A 14,103-nucleotide genomic window follows, 5' to 3' on the forward strand; every position below is an offset into this window, starting at 1 on the left:
CGCATTATGCGGGCTTTTTACTGAAAAGATTAATTGAAGTTTAGATTATTCGGTTGAAGTTTCTGCTTGTTTAAGCATGGTATAGATTTCATCCTTTAGTTTGAGCTTTTTCTTTTTCAGTAGATCGATATCATCAGCATTACTCGTTATAGGATCTTTTTCTAAACGAATAATTTCATGATCTATCGCATTGTGTTCTTCAAAAACTTTTGAGAAATGTAAGTTGTCTTGCTTAAGTTTGCTAATTAATGAACGGTATTCTGGAAACATTGCATTACCTCATTGAGCTAGAAAATAGTGCCTATACAATTGAAACTAGGCTGAGTTATTTCTGTTTATTCTTTAAGATTAGCATTTTGATTTAGAAAAGGCTTAATGAAATATAAGAGATTATGTTGCTTGATTGTAAGTTTTATTATTTGTTTTAAAAGTAAGTGTAATCAATGAATTATGTATTTTTGTGAGCTAAAAAAGATTATAAAAACTTAAATTACAAATAAGCTTTAGAAAATAACTTATGATTGAACAATTAGTTAAAGTAAAACATATATTCAATGAGTGAATTTATGCAAGTCTATTATTTTTATTTACATCCTGAACAACAAACTATTTATGTTAGAAAAAATAGGGAAGAAGCATTAGAGCCTGAATATATTTGGATTGATTGCTTACGTGAAGATGTTGTAGGAAAAGCTGATATTTGGCAAAAAGAAATACAAGTAAAAACTAATATTTTAATAAATGAATATCACTTAAAAGATATTCTAAATTTAGATCATCCTTGTATATTCGATACTCTAGATGATTATGACTTGTTGATTTTTAGAAAGCTCATTACTCCAAATGACCAGATAAAAACAAATGATGAATCATTGGAAGTCCATGAGCAGATATTTGGATTAAGTACAACACCTATTAGTTTTATTATGACAGCACAAGTATTAATAACCGTTAGAGAGGTGGGGAATAAAGCTACGGAAAGTTATGTGCAGCGTATTGAAATAGCATCAATGAAAGCAATTGAAGAGCAAAATAAGCCCCGCAAATTGCCCAATCATCCCGTAGATTTATCTTTACGTTTACTAAATGTCATAGTTGATGATTATTTGGATTTGCGCGTTCCTTTGACAAGACGAATAGAACATTGGCAGCAAGAGTTATTGCAAGGACATAAAAGATTTACCAAGTGGCATCAGTTGCTACAAGAAAATATGGCTTTTCAACAAATAGAAAATTTATGTGAAGAGCAAATTGAATGTTTGCAAAAATTAAGAGATGAACTTGTAGAAAACTATAGTCATTTGAAAGTGAAAAAACGGAATGAAAAGCATGACATTCTATTAATTCGTATGAATGATTTATCGAGTCATATTGAACGTATTCAAAAATATACGATGCGTTCACGTAGTGCAGTACAAGCAGCAATAGATTTACATTTTTCAGCAGTAGCAAACCAGACCAATGAAAACATGCGGATTTTGGCGATTATTACAGCCGTATTTGCACCATTAACCTTATTAACTGGTATTTATGGAATGAACTTTGTATTTATTCCAGGGCTAAAATCACCAACAGGTTTTTGGGTGATGTTGGCAATTATGTTTGGAACTACATTATTGCTACTTTATTATTTTTACCGTCGTCACTTGGTTGGGCGCGGAGAGAAAAGTGTGATTGATATGCTTGCACAACAGCATAAAGATCAGCACATGAGTTTATTTTGGTTTTTAGATGAAACGCCTATTAAGCAGACCATAAAAACAGTAGAGAAATTTACAAAGTTTAAATAAATAGTGGGAATATTTTTAATACTCTAAATTTCTCCATGATTCTGTTTTATGCTAGCGAAAAAATAAATATCAGGCGTTATCGTCATGCTTTATCTAAAAAAATCGCTTAAGTTGAGTGCTTTAACTTTGGGGGTAATGGGATTATCTCACTATGCTCAAGCAGAGCAAAGCTCTCAAAATAGTTTAGAAAATGTAGAACAGCCATCGGTTCAAACTTTACAGACATTGAAGTTTGAAGCACAGCCTACGGTAGCAAAAGATCCTGATATAAGTGCAATTCCAAAAACAATTATTAGCCGTGAAGAAATGCTTCAATTTGGTGATCAATCTGTAAATGATGCTTTAAGACGTGCAGCCGGAATTCAGATGGGAGCACCAGGGCAAGGATCCCGTGGTGGAAATGGGGCAATGCGTTTTCGAGGAGGTGGTGCTCCTGTCTTTCTTGTGAATGGTGAACCTATTCAGGGTGGTCCACGTAGTGGAGCATCAATTATTGATAGCATTACACCAGATATGATTGAACGAATTGAAATTGTGAAACAGCCAAGTGTTGCACAAGCTTCGGTTGCATCATCAGCTGTGATTAATGTTATTTTAAAAGAGCCTTTAGAAAATAATCTTATTAGCGGTACTGTACGTGCAGGGTATGGTTTAACTCGTTCAGATGCCAAAGAAGAAGAACGTAAAAACTTAAGTTTACAAATGGATGGTCGCAATAATGGTTGGATCTACAGTATGTCTGCTAATCAGATGTGGACAGATTCAACGACCATTACACAAACTGAAAAGCAAGGTAACGTGAATACCCGCACACGTATTATGGATCGTCAATCTTTAATGCTTACACCGCGTGTTGAATATGAAATTGATGATCAGCAAAAATTAATTGCAGAAATGTTTTATCGTGATAGCACAAATAAAGGTCAAAGTGATGGGCAATTTCAGCATGATACCAATGATAGTTTACGTTTAAATACGCGTTATGAACGTAAAGATAAAGGAAATACTGATAAAGTTCGTTTTAGTGCAGAAAAACAAAATGAAACTCAGAAAACTACGGGTTCACGTGTCGACTATATCGATGAAAGCGTGAATGAATATGGCTTGGCATACGATGGTGTACGTAAATTTGATGAAACGAAACAACTCAAATTTGGTGTTGATTCACGTATCAATGAATTAAAAAGTAATGTTGCAGATACTTTGGATGAGCAAAAATACGCATTATATTTAGAAGGAAGTTGGCGCTTTACAGATCGTCAGACTATGACGATTGGTGCTCGTCAAGAGTGGTTAGATCGCTCAGGATTGGTCGATTATACTGCGAGTAATTTAAGTCCTGTATTGGCACATCGTTTTGATTTTGATGATCGTTGGTCATTACAAACTAATTTTTCACGTTCATTTAAAACGCCACGTGCTGATGATTTGATGCCGACAATTACCATTTCTACTGATTCAGATTCAGGTTCATTAAATAATCCTGATCGTGGTGGTAACCCATATTTAAAACCTGAAACCATTACAGCGTTGGAAACAACTTTAGGTTATAACACCTCGGCAGGTGGTGTGAATTTAACGGCTTACCATCGTAAAATAGATGACTATATTGAGAAAGTGATTCGTGAAGAAAATGGTCGTTTTGTGGAGCGTCCACATAATCAGGACAATGCTACAACTTATGGTTTTGAGTTGGCAGGGCGTTATGCGTTAAAGCAAACTGAAAATGGTCATTCGTTTATGTTGAATGGGCAAGTATCAACTGTACATGCAACGATTGATGAAGGTAATGGTAAGGAGCGTTTAGCGAGCGGCGTAGCACCTTATACGGCAAGTACGGGTCTTTCATATAATTATCAACCTTGGCGTTTAGCAACAAGTATCAATGTAAATTACACACCAGAGTTTACACGAACTCTAGATAATCAGCCCTACACACGTACGACAAATGAGCGTGTAAATATAGATTTGAGTGTGACCAAGCGCTTTGATTATGACTTAGCTGCAACATTTAGCGCCCGTAATATTTTTAGTACAGATTATAAAGAGCGTTTGAATAATGTGTCGGATGGTAGTGTATATGAGGCACGAATAAGTGAGTCTATTCCAAGTTTCTTATTATCAGTTGAAAAGAAATTTTAATTTTAGAAAAAACCGCAAATTTTAGAATTTGCGGTTTTTTTTGTATCGTTTAAATCATTTAGGCAGATTTAAATTGATTTAGAAGTTGATACATCTCATCTTTTAGTTTTAATTTTTTACGTTTCAATAGTTCGATCGAATCATTCACTAAATTTACAGGATTTTGTTCTAGGTGAATAATTTCTTTATCTAACTCTTCGTGCTCTTCAAAAATTCTTGCAAAATGTGCATTGTCTTCACGAAGTTGTTGAATGATTTCTCTAAATTCTGGAAACATATTTTTCAGTTTTTTATTACATTCTTTAATGTTCATAAGCCATCTAAACCCTCATTTGAGTGATAGGAATGACATACGGAGAATATATGTCATGTTTTAACTAAGCTTTTACTATTTTAAGTATGTGTAGCTAGACAAGTAAGTTCTCTTATTAGAATTATTATTAAGCGATTTTTACATATTACAATATTGTTGAACTGTACCTTATTGTTTCAAAATGTGACAAAAGGTACAGTGAAAATTTACTTAATTCATTAAAATTGCTTAATATTTTACCCATGTTAAATTTCTACCAACAGTACTGTTGGGTTGGGTGTTACGTATATTTAGGTACTTGCCATTGTTACTTAGGCGGACATGACTTTGATATTTAATCCCTGTTTTTGTATCGATAAATATTCCATTTATAAATTCTGTTTTATTTGTATTTGATGCTTCTAAGCCATACAAAGGTGAAAACCCGATAAGAGGTTTGTTTTTGAGCTGTCCTATACATTCCGAGCACTTACTAGTGATAGGAGCGCCTGGAACTGCACGTATTGCAATAATAGTAGCCTTATAAGTGCCATCTTTTAATTTGCTGATATTGGTATCAGAAAGTGAATATCCTGTGCGTTCATCAATCATTTTCCATGTTCCAATAAGAGGATCATTACTTGCATAAGCATGATGTGAAAAGATAAGCATACCGATGATAGCGATAGGCTTTAGGAGTTTTTTATACATGGGAGAATGTACCTAAAAATAAAAAGATTATTCTTGTTAGAAAATCTGTAAAAGGAATCGGGTGTATTTATATCGTTATTCTTTTTATTGAAGTAGGAATAAGTTTAAGAATTGTTAAGTTATTCACATAAGTGCGAGTTTGTTGTTTTAATTTTAGACAAATAAAAAAGGATGATATAAATCATCCTTTTTTTAGAAAGTCGCTTAGCTGAGGTGTTCACCAAAAAGAGCTAAAGCCTCTTCTGCTGTAAATTGATATTTGGTATTGCAAAATTGGCAATCCATTTCAATTGGATTTTGATGTTCTAATGTTTCACGTACAGCATCTACACCAATTTGTTCAAGTGCTACTTCACAGCGCTCTTTTGAACATGTACAGCCAAATTTAAGATGTTCAGCATCAGGGAGGCGAACTTCTTCTTCGTTGTATAAACGATAAAGAATTTCTGTTGCAGGAAGATCTGTTAACTCATCTTTTTTCAATGTTGAAGTTAACATGGTCATACGAGGCCATAAGTCTTCATCTACAATTTTTTGTTCTTCTTCATTATTACGTGGTAATAATTGAATCAGTAATCCACCTGTGCGCTCAGTATTACTTGCCAAGGTAATACGAGTTGGAAGCTGTGCAGATAAATCGTAATACTGCATTAAGCAACCAGCTAAATCAGGTTTGTCTAACGGTACAATACCTTGATAGCGTTCACCAAATTCAGGTTCAATATTAATAAAAAGAACAGGGCTTACAAGAGTTTTAAAAACAGTGCTGCTGTCTTCAGCTTGATTAAAAACAGGGTCAGATTCATAGTCAGCTAAAGCACGAACTTCACCAAGATGGTTGCATTCAGCCATTGCCCATCTGAGTGTGCCTGATGCTTGAATTTGAAGACTAATGCGTCCTTTAATTTTCAAAGTACTTGCAAGTAATGCAGTTGCACTGAGCATTTCACCAATTAAAACTTGGATTGCCGGTGCATAGTCACGTTGAGCAAGGATTGTTTGCAATGCTTCTTCAAGATGAACGACTTCACCACGGATAGGACTATCTTCAATATAAAAGCGTTGACGTAAATCAGACATAAAATTCTCCATAACCCTTACTTAATGGTGGCGATATTTTAAAACACAAGTCATTTCAATTCATCACGTGTAACATCAATACGGTGTGTTTCTAATCCACGTTTTAAGTCTACACCTATGGGCTCTTCACGTAATTCTGTATCGCGTTCAAATAGGTGTTCAAGTTCAGCTAAGGTATTGCGATAAGACTCATATACTTTTTGTTCATCGGTATAGACTTGTTGCTGTTGAGCGAGAACTTGCTCGTCATAATCTCGGAATAACTCAATACTTTTATGTGCATCTTCTTCACTAATGCCTAAGTCACATAAAGCACGATATGCCATACCTAATGAAGAAAGATAGGTTTCTCGCCAAATAAACTCTACACCTAAATCACGTAGTAAATGTACATGGTGGCGGTCGCGAGCACGGACTAACATTTTTAAGTTTGGATAGTTTAAACGGATGTGGCGTGCAACATTCATTGAGTCTTCAATATCATCAATTGCAAGTATGAAAATTTTGGCATGTTCAATGCCTGCTGAGCGTAAAATTTCAGGTTGAGCAGCATCACCATAATAAAGTTTGCCGCCATATTTACGGACAAAATCGACTTTATCTAAACTAATGTCAATTGCTGTAAAAGGGAGGTGTTGTAAATGTGCAATACGCGCAATAATTTGCCCTATACGTCCAAAACCAGCAATAATCATGGCTGGATTTTCGTTTGGAATATCATCGTATTCAGGCTCAGTTTTTTTGTCGATAAGCGGAATAATGTGTTCATTGATGAGCCAATATAGTAATGGTGTTAACACCATCGATAAGGTCACAATTAAGGTCAATGGCTCCATCATTGCTTGACTGAGTGCATTTTCAGATTGTGCAACACTTAGAATGACAAAGGCAAACTCGCCACCTTGTGCTAAGCAGGTTGCAAGCAGTAAGCTGTTACGCCATGAATATTGAAAATAACGTGCGATTGCGGTTAGGGATACAAGTTTTACAGTTAGTAAAACTAAAGTTCCTCCAATGATAAGTTCAGGCATATCCATGAGTAATGACAGTTGAGTGGTCATACCTACTGTCATAAAGAATAAGCCTAATAGGAGCCCTTTAAAGGGTGCAATACTTGCTTCTAATTCATGTCTGAATTCCGAGTCTGCAAGTAAAACACCCGTTAAGAATGCTCCTAATGTTGTACTAATTCCAAGTACATCCATTAACATGACTACTGCAAGAACAATAAATAAACCCACTGCTGTAATGAGTTCGGATGCACCACTTTTTGCAACAAAACGGAAAAAGGGGCGCATTAAATAGCGACTAAATAAAAATAGTCCTGAAAATGTTGCAATAATTGCAGCGAAATAAGCAATACCATGATGAGCCGATTCACCACCTGCAAGTAGTGGGATAATGGCAATAAGGGGAATTGCTGCAATATCTTGGAATAACAGAATTGAAAATGATTGTTGACCATAAGTGGTGTTGAGTTGTTGTTTTTCACTGAGTAGTTGTAGTGCGAATGCTGTAGAAGATAAGGCAAGTGCAAAGCCAATAATGACACTTGTTGCAATACCTTGTGATAAAGCAAAAAAGGCGAGTACAGTAAGAATAATCCCTGTTATACCTACTTGTGCACTGCCAATTACAAAAATAGATTTCCGAAGTTCCCATAACCGCTGTGGGCGTAACTCTAAACCAATAATAAACATTAAAAGAATGACACCAAATTCAGCCAAGCTTTTAATAGATTCATGGTCACTAGCGATGTTAAACACACTTGGTCCAAGCACAATGCCAGTAAATAAATAACCCAATACTGTGGCAATACCAAAACGTTTAAGTAATGGTACCAAGATTAAAGATGCTCCTAGAAAAATAGTAACTTGCAGCAGTAGTGACATGGGGTGTCCTAGTGTGTTTTATGACGATACAAATAATTTTTTTAATTGATACAATCTGAAAAAATTAACTGAGTTCTTGTGGATCGATATCTAAACTTAGTTTCATGCCTGATGGTTTTTGTTGCAACATATTTTGCCACCATTGATGAATATAAAAATGTAAGCGAGCTCGATCGGTTGAAAGAAGAACCATATGTGCTTGAAAGCGTCCAGCTTTACGTTCCATTGGGGCAGGAATAGGTCCCCAAATATCAATTAAATTTTCAGAGTGTTCACGTAATATTTGAGCATGTTGTTTGAGAAAGTCTTGATTCGTATCTTGGTTTTTAGATTCACAACGAATTAATGCAGAATAGCGAGCAGGGGGAAGTAATGCCATTTTTCGCTCGGCTAAAGTTTGCTGTGCAAATCGACGATAATCTTCCTGAACTAATGTATTGAGTAATGGATGATCTGGACGCAAGGTTTGTAAAAATACATCGCCTTTGTGTTCACCACGCCCTGCACGTCCTGAAACTTGCACAATGAGCTGAGCTGTACGTTCAGGTGCTCTAAAGTCAACGCTGAGTAAGCCTGAGTCTATATCTAAAATCGCAACTAATGTGACATAAGGGAAATGATGACCTTTTGCCAACATTTGTGTACCAAGTAAAACAACGGGTTCACTGGTCTGAATGCGGTCATAAATTTTTTGCCAACTTCCTACACGACTCGTTGAATCACGATCGACGCGAATTACATCAAAGTCGGGGAAAAGTTCATTTAAATGGTCTTCAACTTTAGCTGTTCCCATCCCAATTGGTTTAAGTTCAGTATGGTTACATTGTGGGCAATGATCGGGCTTGCGATGAATGGTTCCACAATGATGACAGTGCAAATGAGAGTACGGTTTTGTATGTAATGTAAAATTGGCATCGCAATTTGGACATTTTGCTTGCCAAGCACAGCTATCACAAATAAGAACAGGTGCATAACCACGACGATTTAAAAAAATTAAAACTTGTTCTTTTTTATCTAAGCGTTTTTGAATTTCTTGAATCAGAATTTGGCTAATACCATGTTGTTTTTGCGCGATTTTTAAATCCAAAATATGAATTTTAGGCATGACAGCAGAGCCTGCACGCTGATTTAACTCCAACTTTTGCATTTTACCCGTATCTACTAGAGCATAGCTGTCGATACTTGGTGTAGCAGAACCAAGAACAATGGGGCAACTTTCTAAATGTGCACGATATAAAGCAACATCACGTGCGTGATAGCGGAAACCTTCTTGTTGTTTAAAAGAAAGGTCATGCTCTTCATCTAAAATAATTAAGCCTAAGTTAGGTAAAGGCGTATAAATTGCAGAACGTGTACCAAGGATAATAGATGCTTTACCCGATTGCGCATGTTGCCAAGCTTGTAAGCGTTTTGTGTCATTTAAACCAGAGTGTAATAAGGCAATATTACAGTGAAAGCGCGATTGGAAGCGGCTGATTGTTTGAGGTGTTAAACCAATTTCAGGTACAAGTACTAATACTTGTTTTCCTTTTTTTAAGACTTCTTGCATAATTTGCAAATAGACTTCGGTTTTACCACTCCCTGTTAAGCCATCTAATAAAAAAGCCTGATACTTATTTTGATATTTTAGAACAGCATCTACAGCGGCTTTTTGCTCTGGATTTGCAGTCAAGGGCATTTGTGCCATGCTCATAGGTATAGGTATTTGATCTTGTTTTTCCAATACACATTCGCAAATTACTTTCTTTTCTAGCGCCTTTAAAGTACTTGTTTCAACACCTGCTAGGTTTAGAACATTTTCAGTTGTACCTGAAGGGTGTAACTTTAAAATTTTATAAGCTTCTTGTTGTTTTTCTGAGCGCTTAAGTTTATTTTCTGCACCAAAATCTAATAAATTCCAAACGCGTGCCAAAATGTCGGCAGGTTTGCCTTGGCGAAGTAAGGTGGGAAGCGCTGTTTGCATGACTTCGCCAATTGGAAATTGATAATATTGGGCTGACCAACTCAGTAATTTCAGTACATTCGCATCTAAAATTGCATGATCATCTAATAATTCAGTGATAGCTTTAAGTTTAAATGAAGGATCAATAGGGGCATCTAATGGAAGCTTTTCCATAATAATGCCCACTAAGTTTTGACGCCCAAAAGAAACTAAAACACGAGCACCAATTTCAGCTTGTTGATACTGTTCAGGACTAAGCATGTAGTCAAAACAATCGTATAAATAAACAGGGACAGCAACGCGAATACGATGAGTGCCTGAACTGTTTGAATAGACATTTTGCATAATGCTAAGTTAAGTCCTTATTTATTTAAGAGTAAGGCATGGGGATCGATAGCTGAGCTATTGATATGATAATAAGAATATGAATGATTTTGGTATTTGAATGTAACAGCATAGAGCAAAATTATAATTTTAAAAAATAGCAGCGAATATATTTAGGAATAATAAGATTGTGTATAAAGCAATAGGCAAAAAAAAAGCACTATAAAGTGCTTTTTTTATTCGTTACTAATTAAAGAGCAACGATGTTTACAGCGTTCGGGCCTTTTTGACCTTGAGCGATGCTGAAAGAAACTTTTTGGCCTTCAGCTAAAGTTTTGAAACCTGAACCAGTGATTTCGCTGAAATGAGCAAAAACGTCTGGACCTGATTCTTGTTGAATAAAACCAAAACCTTTAGTTTCGTTGAACCATTTAACTGTACCAGTAACTGTATTAGACATGATATATCCTACATAAATTTGATGACTTTTAGCCATTTTTAGGTGGCTGATAATAACTTTGAAAAATAAAGAAAGTTTAATATCTGAAAAAACGAAGGATTATGACTAAAACTGCGATACTTAAAGAAGGTTACTAAACAAGAATTTTTCTAGTTGACTTAATGATATATCAAATAAAGAAATTATCAAGGTTTATATCTTAAAAAACATGTTGAGTTCTTGTATGTGAATATTTTAAGTATAAAGTAGATAGACTTTGTAGGAGGGATCTCCTGGTTTGAAGGTATTTTTCTTGGAAAATGTATTTATATTTATTAAATGAGAATTATTCTAAATTGTTCGATTATGGAATATATCATTTCTAATAATTGAATTATTCAATACTGAGTTAAATGATAATAAATATTAATTATAAAATATAATATAAGTAATTGATAATTATTGTTTTTATATAATATTGTGTGTTTGGTATTTATAATAAGAATTATTCCCATATTTATTGATTACAATCTAAGTTAAATATGGAGAAATATAGACTTTTTATTTATTTAAAAACTTGCATAATGTCTACATGGTATCCAATTTACTCAGGAGAATTGTATGAAAGCATTAATGATGTCGGATGAAATCAATCAATTTCATTGGTCTGTGCTCAAGTCTGTTCTTTTGATTTTAAGCACACTTCCTCTTAGTCAAGGCATTGCACATGTATGGCAGGCAACAGAGGGTAGCAGCCAAATTATGGTTGGTTTTTTTGCATTGAGCTTATTAAGCTCTATGTTTATTTTAAGTTTTTGGTCTGCATTACAAGCCACTGTTTTAAAATTAAAAGAAGATAATTCAACAACATTTGAACATCGTGTTGTTAGACTATATCGCTATGTTCCAATGGTTTCACTTGCAGCAATGATGTCTTATTTAGTGACTTTGTTATAAATCAATGTTGATAAAAAAACCGAGCTATCGCTCGGTTTTTTTATGATTATTTGTTATCGACGGGATTTAAATGAAACATCTACAACTCGTGGGCGGAACCTTAAACCTAAAAGTAAAAGCAGTGCAGAGAAAATAAGCACTGGCCAATCGCTTAATCGGCTATATAGCGTTTGACCTTCCATTGCTGGTAGATTGCCACGTAAAACCGTTGCTTGGTCCATAGGTGCACGGCTGACGATATGACCTTGTTCATTAATAAACGCAGTCACACCTGTATTGGTTGCACGAATAAACCAACGCCCATTTTCTTTGGCACGCATTTGTACCATTTGTAAATGTTGTTGAGGCCCAGCTGTACCTGTAAACCATGCATCATTTGAGACGGTAACAAGGTAGTCACTATTTAATGCATTACGACGCGTTAGGTTTGGATATGCCACTTCATAGCAAATGGCTGTTCCTAATTGATGCTTTTGAACAGTTAATGCGTGTTGGTTGCTTTCACCGCGTGAGAAGCCCGCAGCAGCAGGGTCATTTTGGAAAGCGGGAAGTACCCAACTTAATAAACCTGATAGTGGAATATATTCCCCAAAAGGCACAAGGCGCTGTTTCTTATAGAGTCCATCTGTATCGTAACCCGAAGCCATAATCGTGTTGTAATACATCAAACGATTTGTTTCTTGGGATTCTTCTTGATCAATATATACCAAGCCTGTTACCCATGCAGAATGCATATTTTGTGCTTTATAGCTAACAGCATCTAAAAAGGGTTGAATTTCAGTTTGTGGTAATGGAATTGAAGATTCAGGCCAAACAATTAAATCACGACCCCATTCACGCTGTGATAATTCTGTATAAATTTCTAAAGTTTTAGCTTGGTATTCTGTTAACCATTTTAAATCTTGAGGAATATTGCCTTGAATTAAAGAAACGGTCAGAGGTTTAGTATTTTTAGGATGAACAAACTGAATAAATGATGCAGCCCAAGCCCCAATTAATAAAACTGCAATAGGAATGATCCAGAAAAACCGGTTTTGTAGTATTTCGACCAATGCACAAGCAATGGTAATGACAACAAAAGAAACGCCAAAAATACCAAATAATGGTGCGTAGTTATCGAGTAGTCTTTCGGTAAATGCATAACCAACAAAGAGCCATGGGAAACCTGTAAATACCCATGTTTTTGCCCACTCAAAGAATACCCAAAGCGGAGCAAATGTGAGTGGTGTTTCAGGAAAGAAACGACGGTACATCCAAGTTTGAACTGCAGTAAACAGTCCCATTGCAATTGCCATAAGCGCAATGAGTAGAACACTCAAAGCAGAATTGGTATCACCATAAACGTGGATGGAGGTGTAAAGCCAAAATGCGCCAACAAACCATAAACCAAAACCATACGCCCAGCCTAAAACAGCAGCTTGCTTTGGAGTGCGACGATGTAATGTTGCATAAAGCAAGGCAGGGGATAAAATCGCAAGCCACCAATAGTGGTATGGTGCTAAGGCAAAACTAAAAATTCCCCCTGCTAATAGGGATATTAGCAAAGGGTAAATGAAGGGTAATTGTTTTTGTTGTTCAGACGGTTTTAACAATTTATTAAAAAATGTCCTCATTTATGTTTGGCTCTTATGAGGTGAATGGTACGTGAGTCAGCTTCTAATATTGTAAATTCCCAATCATCAATTTCAACAACTTGACCTTGTAAATCACTAACTAGACCAATTTCCTGTAATAATAATCCACCCACAGTTTCAACTTCATCATCTGAAAACTCTGAACTTAAAACATCATTGAAGTGTTCAATTGGTGTGAGTGCTTGAACAATCCAAGTATTTGCTGTTTTGGGATCCTGATCGGGAACAATATATTCAGCTTCTTCATCTAGTTTGTCGTGTTCATCTTCGATTTCACCGACAATTTCTTCAAGAATATCTTCTAACGTGACCAAACCTGAAGTTGTGCCATATTCATCAATCACAATTGCAATATGTGTTTGAGTGTTTTTTAACATTCGAAGAACTTGGTCTGAACGTGCACTTTCAGGCACAAATAATGGCTGACGCATAAGCGCGCGAATATCGACCTTTGTGTTTGGTTCGGTAAGAAATGGCAATAAGTCTTTTGCCAATAAAATTCCGACAACATTATCGGGTTGATCTGAAGAGAATACGGGGAAACGTGAATGTGCTGACTCTACAAGAACATGTAAAATATCAAGTAATTCATCATCTTCTTGTAGGCTAATCATTGCTGTACGTGGAGTCATAACTTCACGAATTTTTGTTGCAGGCAGGTCAAAAACACCTTCAAGCATTGCCACGGTATCGGGCTCTAAAAAACGACGTGAATCTTGTACTAGTTTTAATAGCTCATCGCGAGTTTCTGGTGCAGTACCTAACCATTTGCGTAAGCCACGCATTCCCCACGATGTGCCGGATTCCTCGTGCATGATCTTTCCTAAAGACTCTTAAAATTTCAAAAATGTAATTTTATCATACCGAAGAAAATATAGATGTCTATCTATTAAATAGTTG

The 14,103-nt window shown here is 35.7% G+C and carries 12 protein-coding genes; 3 read left to right on the forward strand and 9 right to left on the reverse strand.

Annotated features, from left to right (window positions below; genetic code table 11):
• Nucleotides 1-45: 45 nt before the first annotated feature.
• Nucleotides 46-270 (reverse strand): HP1242/YdcH family protein, encoded by a 225-nt coding sequence (locus tag AC5YC8_RS09530; protein ID WP_496116237.1) that lies wholly within the window; start codon nt 268-270, stop codon nt 46-48.
• 296 nt (nt 271-566) lie between these two features.
• Here AC5YC8_RS09530 and AC5YC8_RS09535 point away from each other — a divergent pair, with 296 nt between their 5' ends.
• Together AC5YC8_RS09535 and AC5YC8_RS09540 are read left to right on the forward strand one after the other, a co-directional pair.
• Nucleotides 567-1,790 carry a magnesium transporter CorA family protein gene (locus tag AC5YC8_RS09535; protein WP_496164398.1) on the forward strand — a complete coding sequence of 408 codons (1,224 nt, stop codon included), beginning with the start codon at nt 567-569 and terminating at the stop codon, nt 1,788-1,790.
• An 84-nt stretch (nt 1,791-1,874) separates the two neighbouring features.
• On the forward strand, nt 1,875-3,932 hold the full coding sequence (locus tag AC5YC8_RS09540; protein ID WP_496164348.1) for a TonB-dependent receptor plug domain-containing protein: 2,058 nt from the start codon (nt 1,875-1,877) through the stop codon (nt 3,930-3,932).
• A gap of 58 nt (nt 3,933-3,990) precedes the next feature.
• On the opposite strand, the gene AC5YC8_RS09545 is transcribed toward AC5YC8_RS09540, so the two are convergent.
• The 6 genes from AC5YC8_RS09545 to AC5YC8_RS09570 all read right to left on the reverse strand — a co-directional run bounded on the left by AC5YC8_RS09545 (nt 3,991) and on the right by AC5YC8_RS09570 (nt 10,633).
• Nucleotides 3,991-4,245 (reverse strand): HP1242/YdcH family protein, encoded by a 255-nt coding sequence (locus AC5YC8_RS09545; protein ID WP_496164349.1) that lies wholly within the window; start codon nt 4,243-4,245, stop codon nt 3,991-3,993.
• 228 nt (nt 4,246-4,473) lie between these two features.
• Nucleotides 4,474-4,935, reverse strand: a complete 462-nt coding sequence (locus tag AC5YC8_RS09550; protein WP_496116241.1) for a DUF2147 domain-containing protein — start codon at nt 4,933-4,935, stop codon at nt 4,474-4,476.
• 204 nt (nt 4,936-5,139) lie between these two features.
• Nucleotides 5,140-6,015 (reverse strand): Hsp33 family molecular chaperone HslO, encoded by an 876-nt coding sequence (gene hslO / locus AC5YC8_RS09555; protein ID WP_496116243.1) that lies wholly within the window; start codon nt 6,013-6,015, stop codon nt 5,140-5,142.
• A gap of 50 nt (nt 6,016-6,065) precedes the next feature.
• The gene (locus AC5YC8_RS09560; RefSeq protein WP_496164350.1) at nt 6,066-7,907 is read right to left on the reverse strand and encodes a monovalent cation:proton antiporter-2 (CPA2) family protein; all 1,842 of its coding nucleotides are present in this window, start codon (nt 7,905-7,907) and stop codon (nt 6,066-6,068) included.
• Nucleotides 7,908-7,971: 64 nt separating this feature from the next.
• Nucleotides 7,972-10,194, reverse strand: coding sequence for a primosomal protein N' (locus tag AC5YC8_RS09565; protein WP_496164351.1), 2,223 nt, complete (start codon nt 10,192-10,194; stop codon nt 7,972-7,974).
• Nucleotides 10,195-10,423: 229 nt separating this feature from the next.
• On the reverse strand, nt 10,424-10,633 hold the full coding sequence (locus tag AC5YC8_RS09570; RefSeq protein WP_154772038.1) for a cold-shock protein: 210 nt from the start codon (nt 10,631-10,633) through the stop codon (nt 10,424-10,426).
• Between the two features lie 600 nt (nt 10,634-11,233).
• Between AC5YC8_RS09570 and AC5YC8_RS09575 the strand changes: the two genes are divergently transcribed.
• Nucleotides 11,234-11,569 (forward strand): hypothetical protein, encoded by a 336-nt coding sequence (locus AC5YC8_RS09575; RefSeq protein ID WP_496164352.1) that lies wholly within the window; start codon nt 11,234-11,236, stop codon nt 11,567-11,569.
• A 53-nt stretch (nt 11,570-11,622) separates the two neighbouring features.
• Here AC5YC8_RS09575 and lnt read toward each other — a convergent pair whose 3' ends face one another.
• Together lnt and AC5YC8_RS09585 are read right to left on the reverse strand one after the other, a co-directional pair.
• Nucleotides 11,623-13,182: an apolipoprotein N-acyltransferase gene (gene lnt, locus AC5YC8_RS09580; protein WP_496164353.1), complete on the reverse strand. Its 1,560-nt coding sequence runs from the start codon at nt 13,180-13,182 to the stop codon at nt 11,623-11,625.
• Entirely contained in the window at nt 13,179-14,018 is an 840-nt protein-coding gene (locus tag AC5YC8_RS09585; protein WP_496116248.1) for a CorC family transporter, read from the reverse strand. Before AC5YC8_RS09585 ends, lnt begins: the two co-directional genes overlap by 4 nt.
• Between the last annotated feature and the right edge of the window lie 85 nt (nt 14,019-14,103).

Source organism: Acinetobacter sp. FY731 (genome assembly GCF_059515905.1).